The 16,503-nt window shown below is 72.8% G+C and carries 17 protein-coding genes; 11 read left to right on the top strand and 6 right to left on the bottom strand.

Annotated elements, in window-relative coordinates; genetic code table 11:
• Positions 1-79: 79 nt before the first annotated feature.
• The 4 genes from AB0N31_RS32815 to AB0N31_RS32800 form a co-directional block, all read right to left on the bottom strand.
• On the bottom strand, positions 80-1,189 hold the full coding sequence (locus AB0N31_RS32815; protein ID WP_366062141.1) for an acyl-CoA dehydrogenase family protein: 1,110 nt from the start codon (positions 1,187-1,189) through the stop codon (positions 80-82).
• Positions 1,186-2,370, bottom strand: coding sequence for an acyl-CoA dehydrogenase family protein (locus AB0N31_RS32810; protein WP_366062140.1), 1,185 nt, complete (start codon positions 2,368-2,370; stop codon positions 1,186-1,188). The genes AB0N31_RS32815 and AB0N31_RS32810 overlap by 4 nt, the downstream gene beginning before the upstream one ends.
• On the bottom strand, positions 2,367-3,338 hold the full coding sequence (locus AB0N31_RS32805; protein WP_366062139.1) for an NADPH:quinone oxidoreductase family protein: 972 nt from the start codon (positions 3,336-3,338) through the stop codon (positions 2,367-2,369). The genes AB0N31_RS32810 and AB0N31_RS32805 overlap by 4 nt, the downstream gene beginning before the upstream one ends.
• Before the next feature lie 143 nt (positions 3,339-3,481).
• Positions 3,482-4,120 (bottom strand): XRE family transcriptional regulator, encoded by a 639-nt coding sequence (locus tag AB0N31_RS32800; RefSeq protein WP_366062138.1) that lies wholly within the window; start codon positions 4,118-4,120, stop codon positions 3,482-3,484.
• 79 nt (positions 4,121-4,199) lie between these two features.
• Between AB0N31_RS32800 and AB0N31_RS32795 the strand changes: the two genes are divergently transcribed.
• From AB0N31_RS32795 to AB0N31_RS32775, 5 genes are all read left to right on the top strand, one after another.
• The gene (locus AB0N31_RS32795; protein WP_366062137.1) at positions 4,200-5,204 is read left to right on the top strand and encodes an NAD(P)/FAD-dependent oxidoreductase; all 1,005 of its coding nucleotides are present in this window, start codon (positions 4,200-4,202) and stop codon (positions 5,202-5,204) included.
• Between the two features lie 29 nt (positions 5,205-5,233).
• Entirely contained in the window at positions 5,234-6,772 is a 1,539-nt protein-coding gene (locus tag AB0N31_RS32790) for an ATP-dependent DNA ligase (protein ID WP_366062136.1), read from the top strand.
• Positions 6,769-7,233, top strand: coding sequence for an NUDIX domain-containing protein (locus AB0N31_RS32785; protein ID WP_366062135.1), 465 nt, complete (start codon positions 6,769-6,771; stop codon positions 7,231-7,233). Before AB0N31_RS32790 ends, AB0N31_RS32785 begins: the two co-directional genes overlap by 4 nt.
• A gap of 76 nt (positions 7,234-7,309) precedes the next feature.
• A complete protein-coding gene (locus AB0N31_RS32780) occupies positions 7,310-8,695 on the top strand; it encodes an NADP-dependent succinic semialdehyde dehydrogenase (protein ID WP_366062134.1) in 1,386 nt (461 codons plus the stop codon).
• 25 nt (positions 8,696-8,720) lie between these two features.
• Positions 8,721-8,957 (top strand): DUF6213 family protein, encoded by a 237-nt coding sequence (locus AB0N31_RS32775; protein WP_366062133.1) that lies wholly within the window; start codon positions 8,721-8,723, stop codon positions 8,955-8,957.
• Positions 8,958-9,021: 64 nt separating this feature from the next.
• Here the strand turns inward: AB0N31_RS32775 and AB0N31_RS32770 are convergent, their stop codons facing one another.
• Complete coding sequence (locus AB0N31_RS32770; protein ID WP_366062132.1) at positions 9,022-10,251, bottom strand: acyl-CoA dehydrogenase family protein; 1,230 nt, start codon at positions 10,249-10,251, stop codon at positions 9,022-9,024.
• Positions 10,252-10,421: 170 nt separating this feature from the next.
• Between AB0N31_RS32770 and AB0N31_RS32765 the strand changes: the two genes are divergently transcribed.
• On the top strand, positions 10,422-11,063 hold the full coding sequence (locus AB0N31_RS32765) for a TetR family transcriptional regulator (RefSeq protein WP_363089796.1): 642 nt from the start codon (positions 10,422-10,424) through the stop codon (positions 11,061-11,063).
• A gap of 16 nt (positions 11,064-11,079) precedes the next feature.
• Here the strand turns inward: AB0N31_RS32765 and def are convergent, their stop codons facing one another.
• Positions 11,080-11,619, bottom strand: a complete 540-nt coding sequence (gene def, locus AB0N31_RS32760; protein ID WP_366062131.1) for a peptide deformylase — start codon at positions 11,617-11,619, stop codon at positions 11,080-11,082.
• A gap of 158 nt (positions 11,620-11,777) precedes the next feature.
• Here def and AB0N31_RS32755 point away from each other — a divergent pair, with 158 nt between their 5' ends.
• The 5 genes from AB0N31_RS32755 to AB0N31_RS32735 all read left to right on the top strand — a co-directional run bounded on the left by AB0N31_RS32755 (position 11,778) and on the right by AB0N31_RS32735 (position 16,374).
• Positions 11,778-13,016: a MurT ligase domain-containing protein gene (locus AB0N31_RS32755; protein WP_363089798.1), complete on the top strand. Its 1,239-nt coding sequence runs from the start codon at positions 11,778-11,780 to the stop codon at positions 13,014-13,016.
• A gap of 23 nt (positions 13,017-13,039) precedes the next feature.
• On the top strand, positions 13,040-13,768 hold the full coding sequence (locus tag AB0N31_RS32750) for a glutamine amidotransferase (protein WP_363089799.1): 729 nt from the start codon (positions 13,040-13,042) through the stop codon (positions 13,766-13,768).
• 236 nt (positions 13,769-14,004) lie between these two features.
• On the top strand, positions 14,005-15,030 hold the full coding sequence (locus AB0N31_RS32745) for a 6-phosphofructokinase (protein WP_366062130.1): 1,026 nt from the start codon (positions 14,005-14,007) through the stop codon (positions 15,028-15,030).
• 128 nt (positions 15,031-15,158) lie between these two features.
• Positions 15,159-16,106, top strand: coding sequence for a cytochrome c oxidase assembly protein (locus AB0N31_RS32740; protein WP_366062129.1), 948 nt, complete (start codon positions 15,159-15,161; stop codon positions 16,104-16,106).
• Positions 16,107-16,191: 85 nt separating this feature from the next.
• A complete protein-coding gene (locus tag AB0N31_RS32735; RefSeq protein ID WP_366062128.1) occupies positions 16,192-16,374 on the top strand; it encodes a hypothetical protein in 183 nt (60 codons plus the stop codon).
• Positions 16,375-16,503 lie beyond the last annotated feature (129 nt).

Genomic DNA, 16,503 nt, shown 5'->3' with positions numbered 1-16,503 from the left:
CGCCGTCGGGCGTTCACCCCTTCCGCACGAGCACGCGAAGAAGCCCGCCCCGGGTGGGGCGGGCTTCACGGAGGGGCCGTCAGGGGGCCTGCAGGTCGACGAGTTCGGCCAGGGCGGCGCGGTGGGCGCCCGCCGTGCCGTAGGCGATCGAGTCGGCCTTCGCGCGCTTCAGGTGGAGATGGGCCGGGTGTTCCCACGTCATCCCGATGCCGCCGTGCAACTGGACCGCCTCCTCGGCGGCACGGACGGCGACGGGCGCCGCGTACGCCTGCGCCACGGCGACGGCCACCTCGACATCCTCGCCGGTCGCCAGGGCGTCCGCCGCGCCCCGGGCCGCGGCCCGCAGGTTGACGACCTCCAGCCACAGCTGGGCGAGCCGGTGCTTGAGCGCCTGGAAGCCGCCGACGGGCCGGTTGAACTGCTTGCGGTCCTTGAGGTAGCGCACGGTCTCGGTCAACGCCCAGTCGGATACCCCGAGTTGTTCGGACGCCAGCAGCCCGGCACCGGCGCGCAGGGCCCGCCGCACGGCGGGGGCGGCGTCCCCGAGCCGACGGCCGGGGGCCCCGGCGAGGGTGACCGTGGCGAGCGGGCGGGTCAGGTCGAGGGACACCTGGGGGGTGACGGTGACGGCGGCGGCGTCGACCGCGTACAGCCCGCCGTCGTCCGCGGGGACGAGCAGCAGGTCGGCGCAGGCGGCGTCGGCGATCCCGGTCAACTCCCCGTGCAGGGAGCCGTTCTCCAGCCGTACGGTCGGGAAGGCGGCGCCCGGTGCGGTGTGCAGTCCGACGGCGAGCGCCGCGACCGTGGTGGCCTGCGACAGCCGGCCGAGCAGGTCGGCGGTGACGGGGGTCCCCCCGCTCGGGCGAAGCCGAGAGTGGGGGAAGGCGAGCAGCGCCTCGGTGGCGACGACCGCGCTCGTGAGGTACGGGACGGGGGCGACCGCGCGGCCCAGTTCCTCCAGGACGACGGCGGCCTCCCGGTGGGTGGCGCCCTGGCCGCCCAGTTCCTCGGGCACCAGCAGCCCCGCGAGGCCCATCGCGCTGGCGAGCGCCTTCCACAGCCGGAGGTCGTGCGGGGCGTCCGACTCGGTGCGGGCGATCACGCCGGCCGCGTCGCAGTGGTCGCCGAGCAGGTCGCGGACCGCGGCGCGGAGCGCCTCCTCCTCCTCGGTGTAAAGCAGGTCTGTCATCGAGCGAGGTCCTTCCAGGCGACGTCCTTGTCGGTGCGCGGCTCGGTGGGCAGGCCCAGGACGCGCTCGGCGACGATGTTCAGCAGGACCTCGGTGGTCCCGCCCTCGATGCTGTTGCCCTTGGAGCGGAGGTAGCGGTAGCCCGCCTCGCGGCCGGTGAAGTCGACGTGTTCGGGCTGGCGCATGGTCCAGTCGTCGTACAACAGGCCCTCTTCGCCGAGGAGTTCCACCTCCAGGCCACTGATCTCCTGGTTGAGGCGGGCGAAGGCGAGCTTCATGCCGGCGCCCTCGGGGCCGGGCTGGCCGGCGACGAGCTGCTGGCGCAGCCGCTCGGCGGTGAGCCGGGAGACCTCGGCCTCCACCCACAGCTTCAGCAGCCGCTGGTGCAGGTCGTGGGTGCGCAGTTCGGGGCGCTCGCGCCAGGTCCTGGCGGCGGGCCCGATCATGCCGCCCTCGCGGGGCAGCCGCATGCCGCCGATCGCGACCCGCTCGTTGTTCAGCGTGGTCTGCGCGACCCGCCAGCCGTCGCCGACCTCGCCGAGGCGGTGGGCGTCGGGGATGCGGACGCCGGTGAGGAAGACCTCGTTGAACTCGGCCTCGCCGGTGATCTGCCGCAGCGGCCGGACCTCGACGCCGGGGTCGGTCATGTCGCACACGAAGTACGTGATGCCGCGGTGCTTGGGCACGTCCGGGTCGGTGCGGGCGATGAGGATGGCCCAGCGGGCGACATGGGCGCTGGAGGTCCACACCTTCTGCCCGTCGACGACCCAGTCGCCCCCGTCCTCGCGGACGGCCCGGGTACCGAGGGCGGCCAGGTCGGAGCCGGCGCCGGGCTCGCTGAACAGCTGGCACCAGACCTCCTCGCCGGTCCACAGGGGCCGCAGGAAGCGCCGCTTCTGCTCCTCGGTGCCGTACTGGAGGATCGTCGGCGCGGCCATGCCGAGGCCGATGCCGATGCGCCGCGGGTCGTTGTCGGGGGCGCCCGCGGCCTCCAGCTCGGCGTCCACGACGGCCTGGAGGGAGCGCGGGGCACCGAGTCCGCCGAGTCCCTCGGGGTAGTGCACCCAGGCGAGTCCGGCGTCGAAGCGGGCCTTGAGGAAGTCGAGCCGGTCGGTGCCGGCCGGGGGGTGCGCGGCCAGCAGTTCGGCTGTACGGCGCCGGAGTTCGGCTGCGTCGGTCATACGGCGGCTCCGTTCTGCGGGACGACGGCGACCCGGCCGGTGGTGACACCGTCGGCGACCCGCTGGACGGCGGCGGCGGCCTCCGCCAGCGGCACGCGCTCGCTCACCAGCGGCTTGATCGCGCCACGGGCGGCCAGGTCGGTGAGCTGCTCGTGGCAGTGCTGGACCAGCTTCGGGTTCTTGGTGTTGTACAGGCCCCAGTGCAGGCCGAGGATCGCGTAGTTCTTCACCAGCGCGTGGTTGAGCGAGGGGCCGGGAATCGTCCCGCTCGCGAAGCCCACGACCACGATCCGGCCCTCGAAGGCGACGACCTTGGCGGACTGGGCGTAGGCCTCGCCGCCGACCGGGTCGTAGACGACGTCGGCGCCCCGGCCGCCGGTGGCCTCCTTGACGGCGGCGATCACGTCCTCGGCGCGCCGGTCGATCACCACGTCGCAGCCCAGCTCGCGGGCGACGGCCGCCTTGCCGGGCCCGCCGACGACCCCGATGACGGTGGCGCCGGCCGCCTTGCCGAGCTGTACGGCCGCGCTGCCGACCCCGCCCGCCGCGGCGTGCACGAGGAGCGTCTCACCGGCCTGGAGGCCGGCCCTGCGGTGCAGGCCGAACCAGCCCGTCTGGTAGCCGATGTGCAGCGCGGCGGCCTCCGCGTCGTCCAGCGAGTCCGGCGCGGGCAGCAGGGCGGCGGCGTCCGCGACGGCGTACTCGGCGAAGCCGCCGTGCGGCAGCGCGGGGTTGGCGAGGACGCGGCGGCCGTCCTCGGTCTCGCCGCAGATCTCCACGCCCGGGGTGAACGGCAGCGGCGGCCTGACCTGGTAGTGGCCGCGGGCCATCAGCACGTCGGGGAAGTTGATGTTCGCGGCGCGCACCCTGAGCAGGACCTGGCCGTCGCCGGGCGTGGGCCGCTCGATGTCCGCGAGCCGCATCACCTCGCTCGGCTCGCCGTTCTCGTGCACCTGCCATGCCTGCATGCGGAGCCTCCACGGGACTGCGTCGTCTGACCGGGGTCGATCGCATACTAAGCGGTCGCTTGCCGATCAGGGAACAGCCGGCGGGCAACAGTCCCGTGCGAGGCGCCGTACGCGGGAGGCCGTCCGCGGGAGGCCGCCTCGCGTCACGCTCCCTTGGCCCGCGCCCGTACGTGCATCCGCTCCCCCTGCGGCCCGAAGAGGCTGAGGAACTCCACCGGTCCCTCCCCCGTCGACCCGAACCAGTGCGGCACGCGCGTGTCGAACTCGGCGGCCTCCCCCGCCGACAGCACCACGTCGTGCTCGCCCAGCACCAGCCGCAGCCGCCCGGACAGCACGTACAGCCACTCGTACCCCTCGTGCACACGGGGGTCCGGGTCGAGCCTGCGCTGCGGTTCCAGCACCTTGAACGCCTGGAGGCCGCCGGGCTGGCGGGTCAGCGGCCAGTGGGTGCGGCCGTAGCGGACGATCGGCTGCGCCCGCACCCGCGGGTCGCGCACCGCCGGCGCGCCCACCAGTTCGTCCAGCGCCACCTCGTGGGCCCGCGCGATCGGCAGCAGCAGTTCCAGACTGGGCCTGCGCAGCCCCGACTCCAGCCGGGACAGCGTGCTCACCGAGATGCCCGTCGCCTCGGACAGCCCCGCCAGCGTCGCGCCCCGCTCCTTGCGGATCCGCCGCAGCCGCGGCCCGACCTCGGCGAGCACCGCGTCGACGCCCTCGCCACCCGTCCCGGCGCCGCCGTCATCCCTGTCGTCACCCCTGCCGTCGTCCCTGTCGTCACTCATGAGGCTATTGCAGTTTCGGCAAACTTGTTTGTCAATACGGCAGTGACGGCGCGACGGTCGGCCGTGGAGGTGGTCACAGATGACCGAGAACACCACGAACACCGGGCACACCGAACACACCGCGAACCCCCCGGGAAGCGCCGACGCCTACGAAGTGGTCGTCATCGGCGGCGGCGCGGCGGGGCTGTCCGCCGCCCTGGTCCTCGGCCGGGCCCGGCGCCGCACCCTGGTCGTGGACGCGGGCGAGCCGCGCAACGCGCCCGCCGCGCACATGCAGGGCTACCTGTCGCGGGACGGGATGTCCCCGGCCGAGTTCCTGGCGATCGGACGCGAGGAGATCGCCCGGTACGGCGTGGAGCTGGTCCGGGACCGGGCGGTGGACGCCACACGGGACGAGGGTTTCGCCGTGATGCTGGCGGGCGGACGGACCGTGCGGACCCGGCAGCTCGTCGTCGCCACCGGCCTGAAGGACGAGCTGCCCCCGGTCGAGGGCCTCGCCGAGCGGTTCGGGCGGGACGTGCTGCACTGCCCGTACTGCCACGGCTGGGAGGTCCGCGACCAGGCCTTCGGCGTGCTCGCCGCCAGCCCCACGAGCGTGCACCAGGCGCTGATCGTGACCCAGTGGTCGAAGGACGTGAAGCTGTTCCTGCACACCGTCGGCGAGGCGGAACTGTCCGACGAGGACCTGCGCCGGCTCGCCGCGGCCGGTGTCGACGTCGTCCCCGGCGAGGTGGCCAGGCTGGTCGTCGAGGACGACCGGCTCACCGGGGTCCGCCTGGCCGGGGACGCCCCGGCCGGGGCAGGGGCCGTGCACGCCCGCGAGGCGCTGTTCGTCGCCCCCAGGGCGGTCCCGCAGACCGGCCTCCTGGCCCGGCTCGGCGCCGAGATGACCGAGACGCCGTTCGGCCGCTACCCCGTGGTCGACGGCCGGGGCCTGACCACCGTGCCGGGCCTGTGGGCGGCGGGCAACGCCTCCGGCTTCGCCGAGCAGGTCGTCAACGCGGCGAGCCGCGGCTACCGGGCGGGCGCCGCGATCAACGGGGAGCTGCTGATGGACGATCTCGACGCCGCCGTCCGGGTGTAGGCGCCACGCCGGCGTTGCACCATGGCTGCATGCTGCTGATCCGGCTCGCCGACGTGTCCCGGGAGGTCGCCGCCACCTCGGCGCGCTCCCGCAAGATCGCCCTGCTCGCCGCCCTGTTCCGGGAGGCGGAGGCGGAGGAGGTGCCGGTGGTGATCCCGTATCTGGCCGGACGGCTCCCCCAGGGGCGGCTCGGCGTCGGCCGGAAGGTGCTGGACCGTCCGGTGGCCCCGGCCGCCGTGCCGACGCTGACCGTGCGTGAGGTGGACGCCCGGCTCACCGGCCTGGGCAAGGTGTCGGGCCCCGGCTCGCAGGCCGAACGGGTCCGGCTGGTCGGGGAGTTGATGGGCGCCGCCACGGAGGACGAGCAGCGTTTCCTGATCGCCCTGATCAGCGGCGAGGTCCGGCAGGGCGCCCTGGACGCGGTGGCGGTGGAGGGGCTCGCGGAGGCGACCGGCGCTCCCCCGGCGGACGTACGGCGGGCGGTGATGCTGGCCGGCTCGCTCCGGACGGTGGCACAGGCCCTGCTCGCGGACGGGCCGGCGGCGCTGGAACGGTTCCGGCTCACCGTCGGCCGCCCGGTGCTGCCGATGCTCGCGCACACCGCGTCCTCCGTGGCCGAGGCGGTCGGCAGGCTGGGCGCCTGCGCGGTGGAGGAGAAACTGGACGGCATCCGCGTCCAGGTCCACCGGGACCGCGACACCGTACGGGTGCACACCCGCACCCTCGACGACATCACCGACCGGCTGCCCGAACTCACCGCCGCGGCGCTGGAGCTGCACGGTGAGCGGTTCATCCTGGACGGTGAGGTCATCGCCCTCGACGAGACCGGCCGGCCCCGCTCCTTCCAGGAGACCGCGGGCCGCGTCGGCTCCCGGGTGGACGTGGCCACGGCCGCCGCGGAGGTCCCGGTCTCCCCCGTCTTCTTCGACGCGCTGTCGGTCGACGGCAGGGACCTCCTCGGCCTGCCCTTCTTCGAGCGGCACGCGGAGCTGGCCCGGCTGGTGCCCGAGCCGATGCGGGTGCGCCGGACCGTCCTGGCGGGCGAGGCGGACCTGCGGGCGGCCGAGGACTTCCTCGAGGAGACGCTGGCCCGGGGCCACGAGGGCGTGGTGGTGAAGTCCCTCGACGCGCCCTACAGCGCGGGCCGGCGCGGCGCGTCCTGGCTGAAGGTCAAGCCGGTGCACACACTCGACCTGGTGGTGCTGGCCGCCGAGTGGGGCCACGGCCGGCGCACCGGCAGGCTCTCCAACCTCCACCTCGGCGCCCGCACCGCCGACGGCGGCTTCGCGATGCTCGGCAAGACCTTCAAGGGCCTGACCGACGCCCTCCTCACCTGGCAGACCGACCGCCTGCGGAACCTGACCGTCGAGGACGACGGCTGGGTGGTGACCGTACGCCCCGAACTCGTCGTCGAGATCGCGTACGACGGCATCCAGCGCTCCAGCCGCTACCCGGCCGGCGTCACCCTGCGCTTCGCCCGCGTGGTCCGCTACCGCGAGGACAAGCGGCCGGAGCAGGCGGACACGGTGGAGACGGTGCTGGCCGCGCACCCGCAGGTACGGCCGTGACGGCGCGGCGCAGTGCCGGTCTGCTGCTGTTCCGGCGCACCGGCGACGGACCGGAGGTGCTGCTGGGACACATGGGCGGCCCTTATTTCGCGAAGAAGGACGCCGGTGCCTGGACCGTCGTGAAGGGCGAGTACGAGCCGGGCGAGCCGGCCTGGGAGGCCGCCCGCCGCGAGTTCCGGGAGGAGCTGGGGGTGGCGCCGCCGGACGGCGAGGCGTTCCCGCTCGGGGAGGTCCGGCAGACGAACGGCAAGATCGTGACGGCCTGGGCGATCGAGGCGGACCTCGACCCGGCCGCGGTCGAACCCGGCACCTTCGTCATGGAGTGGCCGCCGCTCTCCGGGCGGACGCGGGAGTTCCCCGAGCTGGACCGGGTCGCCTGGTACGGCCTGGACCGGGCCCGCGAGGTGATCGTGACGGCACAGGCCGCGTTTCTCGACCGGCTGACGGAGCACTCGGGCTGAGCGGACGCGCACGCGTTGCGGGGCCCTCCGGGACGCGCGAAGGTCGAAGCACATCCAGCACCGAGGGAGGTCGGTCATGCCCATCGCGACGGTGAACCCGGCGAACGGCGAGACGCTCAAGACGTACCAGGCCATGGACGAGGAGGAGCTCGAACGCCGGCTCCAGCTCGCCGAGGCCACGTTCCGCACGTACCGCACGACGGCGTTCGCCGACCGCGCCCGGCTGCTGAACCGGGCCGCCGACCTCCTCGACGAGGACCGGGCGGAGATCGCCCGCGTGATGACCACCGAGATGGGCAAGCCGGTGAAGCAGGCGCGCGCGGAGGCCGCCAAGTGCGCGAAGGCCATGCGCTGGTACGCCGAGAACGCGGCGGGGCTCCTCGCCGACGAGCGGCCGGCCGAGTCCGACGTGCGGGACTCCGGCGCCTCCCACGCCCTGGTGCGGTACCGCCCGCTGGGCCCGGTGCTCGCGGTGATGCCGTGGAACTTCCCGCTGTGGCAGGTCGTCCGCTTCGCCGCGCCCGCGCTGATGGCGGGCAACGTCGGCCTGCTCAAGCACGCCTCGAACGTCCCGCAGACCGCCCTCTACCTGGAGGACCTCTTCCACCGGGCCGGCTTCACCGAGGGCTGCTTCCAGACCCTGCTGATCGGCTCCGCCGCGGTCGACGAGATCCTGCGGGACGAGCGGATCAAGGCGGCCACCCTGACCGGCAGCGAGCCCGCGGGCCGCGCGGTGGCCTCCACCGCCGGCGAGATGGTCAAGAAGACGGTGCTGGAGCTGGGCGGCAGCGACCCCTTCGTCGTCATGCCGTCCGCGGACGTCGACCGGGCCGCCGAGGTGGCGGTGACCGCGCGGGTGCAGAACAACGGGCAGTCGTGCATCGCCGCCAAGCGGTTCATCGTCCACGCGGACGTGTACGACCGCTTCGCCGAACGCTTCACCGAGGGCATGCGGGCGCTGAAGGTCGGCGATCCGCTGGAGGAGGAGACGGAGGTCGGTCCCCTCGCCAGCGAGCAGGGCCGCGCCGACCTGGAGGAGTTGGTGGACGACGCCCGGCGCAGCGGCGCCACGGTGCTGTGCGGTGGTGAACGCCCGGACCGGCCCGGCTGGTACTACCCGCCGACCGTCCTGGCCGGCATCGACCGCGGGATGCGCATCCACCGCGAGGAGGCCTTCGGACCGGTGGCGACCCTCTACCGGGCGGCCGACCTGGACGAGGCGGTCCTCATCGCCAACGACTCCCCCTTCGGGCTGAGTTCCAACGTGTGGACCCGGCAGGAGACCGAGGTGGACCGGTTCGTCCGGGATCTGGAGGCGGGCGGGGTGTTCGTCAACGGGATGACCGCCTCCCATCCGGCGCTCCCCTTCGGCGGGGTCAAGCGGTCCGGCTACGGGCGTGAGCTGTCCGGGCACGGAATCCGCGAGTTCTGCAACATCACCACGGTTTGGCACGGTGCGTGAGCGCCGCGCGGCTACGATCCCGGTTGTGAACCGCGAAGTGACTCTGCCTCTGATCGTCGACGACCGCGGGACCCTCCAGGTGTCCGCGGCCGACGTGAGCAAGCTGCTCCGCACGCTGGGGGGCCGGTGGCTGCATCTCGTCGAGGCCGGGGCGGGAGATCTGGACGAGGACACGGTCGCCGCGCTGACGATCGAGCTGGCGAAGCTGGCCGACCGGATCGACGTGGCGTGCATCGCCCACAGCAGCGGCGGGGCGCCGTAGGGGCGCCGGTGCGCTGCTGCGGGCGGCGCGTCGTGGCCGGTCGCGCGGTGGCCGCCGTCGGCGGCTACCGGATCGGCATCCCCGACAGGGTGCGGGCGATCACCAGCCGCTGGATCTCGCTCGTCCCCTCGAAGATCGTGTAGATCGCGCTGTCGCGATGCATCCGCTCCACCGGGTACTCCCGCGTGTAGCCGTTGCCGCCGAGGATCTGGACGGCCTGCGCCGTCACCTTCTTCGCCGTCTCGCTGGCGTACAGCTTCGACATGGAGCCCTCGGCGGCCGTGAACGGCTTGCCGTTGACCGCCATCCACGAAGCGCGCCAGACCAGCAGCCGCGCCGCGTCGATCTGCGTGCGCATGTCGGCGAGCTGGAAGGCGACCCCCTGGTTGTCGATGATCGGGCGGCCGAACTGCTCGCGCGTCATCGCGTAGTCGAGGGCGACCTCGTACGCCGCGCGGGCCGTGCCGACCGCCATCGCGCCGACCGCCGGCCGTGAGGCCTCGAAGGTCGCCATGGCCGCGTTCTTCACGCGCTCGCCGCCGCCCGCCTCGGCCCGCTCGCGCGCCCGCGCCAGCCGTTCGTCGAGCTTCTCCTTGCCGCCGAGCAGGCAGGAGCCGGGGACCCGCACGTTGTCGAGGATCACCTCGGCGGTGTGCGAGGCGCGGATGCCGTGCTTCTTGAACTTCTGGCCCTGGGCGAGACCCGGCGTGCCCGGCGGGACGATGAAGGAGGCGTGCCCCTTGGAGCCCAGCCCGGGGTCGACGACGGCGACGACCACGTGGACGTTGGCGATGCCGCCGTTGGTGGCCCAGGTCTTCGTGCCGTTGATCACCCACTCGTCCTTGGCCTCGTCGTACACGGCGCGGGTGCGCATGGAGGCCACGTCGGAGCCGGCGTCGGGCTCGGAGGAGCAGAAGGCGGCCACCTTGACATCGGCCGCGTCGCCGTACATCTGGGGGATCCAGGTGCCGATCTGCTCCTCGGTGCCGTTGGCGAGGACGCCCACGGCGGCGAGGCCGGTGCCGACGATGGACAGGGCGATGCCCGCGTCTCCCCAGAACAGTTCCTCCATGGCCATGGGGATGCCGAGACCGGTGGCGTCGAAGTACTGCTGGGCGTAGAAGTCGAGGGAGTAGATGCCGACCTTCGCGGCCTCCTGGATGACCGGCCAGGGAGTCTCCTCACGCTCGTCCCATTCGGCGGCCGCGGGGCGGATCACGTCGGCCGCGAAGCCGTGCAGCCAGTCCCGGACCTCCTTCTGTTCGTCGTTGAGCTCCATGGTGAACTCGGCCATGTCCCCTCCAGCGGCGGAACGTGCGTGTTACTAGCGGTAACGCGAGTCTGTTACCGGTCGGTAGGAAAAGTCAACTCCCGAGGACAGCCCGGCAGCCCGTTCGATGCGGGGCCATCTTCAAGTGTTAGTTTGCGCAGGCGTCACCGAATCAGCACGGGTGGGGAGAGCACATGGACACCACGCAGCGGACCGAGCAGCAGCGGTCCGCCGACCGCCGAAGGCGCGAGCTGCTGGAGGCCGCCGACCGAGTGGTGCTCCGAGACGGCCCCCAGGCCTCCATGAACGCCATCGCGGCGGAGGCCGGCATCACCAAGCCGATCCTCTACCGCCACTTCGGCGACAAGGGCGGACTGTACGCCGCCCTCGCCAAGCGGCACACCGACGCGCTGCTCGCCTCCCTGCGCGCCGCCCTGGACGCTCCCGCCGAACGCCGCGAGCGCGTCGAGGCCACGCTGGAGACCTACCTCGCGGCCATCGAGGCCCGCCCCCAGGTCTACCGCTTCCTGATGCACCCGGCGGACGGGGCCTCGGGCGAACAGGGCTTCGACGTCGGCAAGCACTCGGCTCCCCTGCTGCGGCGGATGGGCGAGGAACTGGCCCAGGTCATCGAGGAGCGGCTGGACCTCGGCCCCGGGACCCAGCAGCTCGCCCGCGTCTGGGGACACGGGATCGTCGGAATGATGCACGCGGCGGGCGACTGGTGGCTGGGTGAGCGGCCGTGCTCCCGGGCCGAGCTGGTGCGCAGCCTCGCCGACCTGCTGTGGGGCCGCCTCGCGGCGGCCGGGGACAAGGTCGGCGGACCGGGGTTCTGACGGCCGTACACCGCCCTCACCCGCCCCAGGAGGCCCGCGCCACCCGGCGCGCCAGCCGTCTCCCGCGCCACCCCGTCACACGGTCCGCGTACACCCGTCCCTCCAGGTGGTCGCACTCGTGCTGCAGGCATCTGGCGAAGAATCCCGTGCCGTGGACGGTGACCGGCTCGCCCGTCACCGTGAAACCCTCGACCACCGCGTGGTCGTGGCGTTCCGTCCCCGCCTCCAGGCCCGGCAGGGACAGACAGCCCTCGGGGCCGCGGACCACCACGCCGTCCACGTCCACCAGGCGCGGGTTCACCACGTGGCCGAGGTGGCGGACGTCCTCGTCGTCCGGGCAGTCGTAGACGAACACCCGCAGGGACTCGCCGACCTGGTTGGCGGCCAGGCCCACGCCCTGTGCCGCGTACATCGTGGCGAACAGGTCCTCGACCAGGCCGGCCAGGTCCGGACCGAACTCGGTGACCTCCGCGCAGGGTTGCCGCAGGACCGGATCGCCGAGCAGGGTGAGGGGCCGGACGCGCCCGTGGGCACCCGGGATGGAACCTTGTCGCATGGCGGCAAGGGTACGGTCCTTTCTGACACGCGCATGCCGTGCGCAGCGTGAGACGGTGCCGGGATTCGGGACTGTGAATGGATCTCGATAGGCTGACCACCTACCACGTTGCCGTCAGGCTTCAGGCGCGGCGCGTACGCAAGGAGGATCGAGAACTGATGGCAGGCAACTCGGACCCGCTCACGCCGCGGGCCAAGATCGCCGTGACCGCGGGCAAGGCGGTCGCGGCGGCATCGCGTGCCGCGGGACGCGGCAGCGGTTCGGTGATCGGCGGCAAGGTGGCGCTGAAACTCGACCCCGACCTCCTCGCACGGCTCGCCCAGAACCTGGACGTCACCCTCGTCTCGGCGACCAACGGCAAGACCACGACCACCCGCCTCATCGCGGAGGCCCTGCGGGCCGCGGGCCCGGTCGTCTCCAACGCGCTGGGCGCGAACATGCCGGCCGGCATCACCTCGGCGCTCGCGGGCGGCTCCGACGCCAAGTACGGCGTGATCGAGGTCGACGAGAAGTACCTGGCCGGTGTCGCCCGCGACACCGCGCCCAAGTGCATCGCGCTGCTGAACCTCTCCCGCGACCAGCTGGACCGCGCCGCCGAGACCCGCATGCTCGCGGAGAACTGGCGCGAGGGGCTGGCCGGTTCGAAGGCCGTCGTCGTCGCCAACGCCGACGACCCGCTGGTGGTGTGGGCCGCGTCCTCCTCCCCCAACGTGATCTGGGTCGCCGCCGGGCAGATGTGGAAGGACGACGCCTGGTCCTGCCCGTCCTGCGGCGGCGTGATGCAGCGTCCGGGCGACGACTGGTTCTGCGGCGAGTGCGGGTTCCGGCGGCCGACGCCGAGCTGGGCGCTCTCCGGCGACCACGTCCTCGACCCGCACGGTTCCGCCTGGCCGATCCACCTCCAGCTGCCGGGCCGCGCCAACAAGGCCAACGCCGCCTCCTCGGCCGCCGTCGCCGCCGTCTTCGGCGTGCCGCCGCAGGTCGCGCTGGAGCGGATGTACCAGGTGCAGGCCGTCGCCGGGCGCTACGACGTCGTCCAGTTCATGCAGCGCGACCTGCGCCTGCTGCTGGCGAAGAACCCGGCGGGCTGGCTCGAGACGTTCAGCCTGATCGACCCGCCGCCCACGCCGGTCATCCTCTCGGTGAACGCCCGCGGCGCCGACGGCACCGACACGTCCTGGCTGTGGGACGTCGACTACACCCGTCTCACCGGCCACCCGATCTTCGTCGTCGGTGACCGCAAGCTGGACCTCGCGGTACGCCTGGAGGTGGCCAACCAGCACTTCCAGGTGTGCGAGAACGTCGACCAGGCCGTGCAGCTGGCGCCGCCCGGCCGTATCGAGGTCATCGCGAACTACACCGCGTTCCAGGACCTGCGCCGCCGCGTCGGCAACTGAGCCCCGAGGGATACATCACCGTGATGAACGACAACCAACTGCGGGTCGTCTGGGTGTACCCGGACCTGCTCAGCACCTACGGCGACCAGGGCAACGTCCTGGTCGTGGAGCGGCGGGCGCGGCAACGCGGCCTGGACGTGGCGCGGCTGGACGTGCGCAGCGACCAGCCGATCCCCACCTCCGGCGACATCTACCTCATCGGCGGCGGCGAGGACCGGCCGCAGCGGCTCGCGGCCGAGCGGCTGCGGCGCGACGGGCACCTGTACCAGGCGGTGCAGAACGGCGCGATCGTGTTCGCGGTGTGCGCCGGCTACCAGATCCTGGGCCACGAGTTCGTCAACGACCTCGGTCAGCGCGAGCCGGGTCTCGGTCTGCTGGACGTCACCACCACCCGTGGTGAGGGCGAGCGGTGCGTCGGCGACGTCCTCGCCGACATCGACCCGCGCCTCGGGCTGCCCCCGCTCACCGGCTTCGAGAACCACCAGGGCATCACCCACCTCGGCCCGACCGCCCGCCCGCTCGCCCGCGTCCAGATCGGCAAGGGCAACGGCACCGGCGACGGCACCGAGGGCGCGTACAACGACACCGTCTTCGGCACCTACATGCACGGTCCGGTGCTCGCCCGCAATCCGCTCATCGCGGACCTGCTGCTGAAGCTGGCGCTCGACGTGAACGCGCTCCCGCCGACCGACGACCGCTGGTACGAGGCCCTGCGCAACGAGCGCATCGCGGCCGCGCAGCAGCCCGCCTAGCAGGCGCTCCGCGGGCGCTCGGCAGGCGCCCGCGGAAACCCGCACGACCTGTGTGTCCACCCGATCTTCGGGGTGCCGTCAGCAGCCCGGATGACGGTACGTCCGCACAGGTGAGCGGGTGCGTCCAGCAGGCGGACGTGTGCTTCGGCCCCGCCCCCTCCTGCCGCTAGGGTGGCGGGGATCGAGCCGGACGACGCGGTCCGGATCCGGCCCACGTGGAGAAGGTTGTTCGGGCTATGCGCATTGGTGTCCTCACGTCCGGCGGCGACTGCCCCGGCCTGAACGCCGTCATCCGGTCCGTCGTGCACCGCGCCGTCGTCGACCACGGCGACGAGGTCATCGGCTTCCGGGACGGCTGGAAGGGCCTCCTGGAGTGCGACTACCTCAAGCTCGACCTCGACGCGGTGGGCGGCATCCTGGCCCGCGGCGGCACCATCCTCGGCTCCTCCCGCGTCCAGCCCTCGCAGCTGAGGGACGGCGTGGAGCGGGCCCGCGGACACGTCGAGGAGCTCGGCCTCGACGCCGTCATCCCGATCGGCGGTGAGGGCACCCTCAAGGCGGCCCGCCTGATGTCGGACAGCGGCCTGCCGATCGTGGGCGTGCCGAAGACCATCGACAACGACATCGCCGTCACCGACGTCACCTTCGGCTTCGACACCGCGGTGGGCGTCGCCACCGAGGCGCTCGACCGGCTCAAGACCACCGCCGAGTCCCACCAGCGGGTCCTCGTCGTCGAGGTCATGGGGCGGCACACCGGCTGGATAGCGCTGCACTCCGGCATGGCGGCCGGCGCCCACGCCATCGTCGTACCGGAACGCCCCTTCGACATCGAGGAGCTGACCCGGCGGGTCGGCGAGCGGTTCGCGGCGGGGAAGCGGTTCGCGATCGTCGTGGCCGCGGAGGGCGCCAAGCCCGCACCCGGCTCCATGGCCTTCGACGAGGGCGGCAAGGACATCTACGGGCACGAGCGGTTCGCCGGGATCGCGCGCCAGCTGTCCGTCGAGCTGGAACAGCGCCTCGGCAAGGAGGCCCGGCCGGTGATCCTCGGGCACGTGCAGCGGGGCGGCACGCCCACCGCGTACGACCGCGTCCTGGCCACCCGGTTCGGATGGCACGCGGTGGAGGCCGTGCACCGGGGCGAGTTCGGCCGGATGACGGCCCTGCGGGGGACGGACATCGTGATGGTGGAGCTGGCGGAGGCCGTCGAGACGCTGAAGACGGTCCCCTCGGACCGGTACGCCGAGGCGGAGTGCGTGCTGTAGCCGTCCTGCGGGGCCTCGCGCCCCTTGCGAGCCTGCTGTCCTGCCCCCGGTCGCGATCGTGACCGGGGGCAGTTCTACTCTGGGGGCGGCAGGAAACGTACAACCCCCCACGAATCAGGAGCCGGCGGATGGATCACAGCGGGCACGGCATGACGATGGATCTGCCGCCGTTCACGCTGGGGCGGGGTCTCCAGTGGTCGGCGGACCCGTTCTTCCTCGTCGCCTGTCTGGCCGCCCTCGGGCTGTACGCCTGGGGGGTCGTCCGGCTGCGGCGGCGCGGGGACACGTGGTCCGCGGGGCGGACGGTGGCGTACGTCACCGGTGTGCTGACGATCATGCTGGTGATGTGCACCGGGCTGAACGACTACGGCATGGTCATGTTCAGCGTGCACATGGTGCAGCACATGGTGATCAGCATGCTGTCGCCGATCCTGATCCTGCTCGGCGCCCCGGTCACCCTGGCGCTGCGCGCCCTGCCCACCGCGGGCAGGGGCCGCAAGGGGCCGCGTGAGCTGCTGCTGATGCTGCTGCACAGCCGGTACATGCGGATCGTCACGCATCCCGCGTTCACCATTCCGATGTTCATCGCGAGCCTGTACGCGCTGTACTTCACGCCGCTCTTCGACTTCCTGATGGGGTCGAGGACGGGGCACGTCGCGATGATGGTGCACTTCCTCGCCGTCGGCGTGGTGTTCTTCTGGCCGATCATGGGCGTGGACCCGGGCCCGAACCGGCCGGGCTACCTGATGCGCATGCTGGAGCTGTTCGCCGGGATGCCCTTCCACGCCTTCTTCGGCATCGCTCTGATGATGGCGTCCACGCCGATGGTCGAGACGTTCCGCAACCCGCCCGCCTCCCTCGGCATCGACGCCCTCTCCGACCAGAACGCGGCCGGCGGCATCGCCTGGGCCTTCAGCGAGATCCCGTCGGTGCTGGTGCTGATCGCCCTGCTGTTCCAGTGGTACGGCTCCGAGCAGCGGCAGGCCAAGCGCCAGGACCGGGCGGCCGACCGGGACGGCGACAAGGAGCTGGAGGCGTACAACGCCTATCTGGCCTCGCTGAACGGCCGCGGTTGAGCCGTCGCCGGGGCTGAAGGGCCGGAACCGGGGCACCATGGAGGCAGACACACCCTGTGGGGGTGTGCCGGAGGAGGGTGTCGCGATGCCCGGTTCCACGAACGGTTCGGCGGACGGTTCCACGAAGACCATGGGGGTGCTCACCATCGGCGGCCTCGTCGTGGTGACGGCCTACACGGTGGCCCTCGGCAGCAACGGCTGGCTGTGGTTCGGCTGGGTCGTGCTGGGGCTGATCACGCTCGCGATGGTCGCCACGCGCACGACGTGAGCGCCGGACGGCACACCCCGGGGCGCGACAGGGCCTAGTAGGGCTTGGTCAGGTTCGTATGGGTGTGGGTATGTCGCGATGGCAGGTGGGGCAGGCGCCGGTCCAGGTGGCGAGGAGTGTCTGCAGGTC

It is taken from the genome of Streptomyces sp. NPDC051051 (genome assembly GCF_040682975.1).
GTDB lineage: Bacteria > Actinomycetota > Actinomycetes > Streptomycetales > Streptomycetaceae > Streptomyces.
The sequence above is the reverse complement of the archived record's forward strand: the minus strand, read 5'-3'. Positions and strand labels throughout refer to the sequence as shown.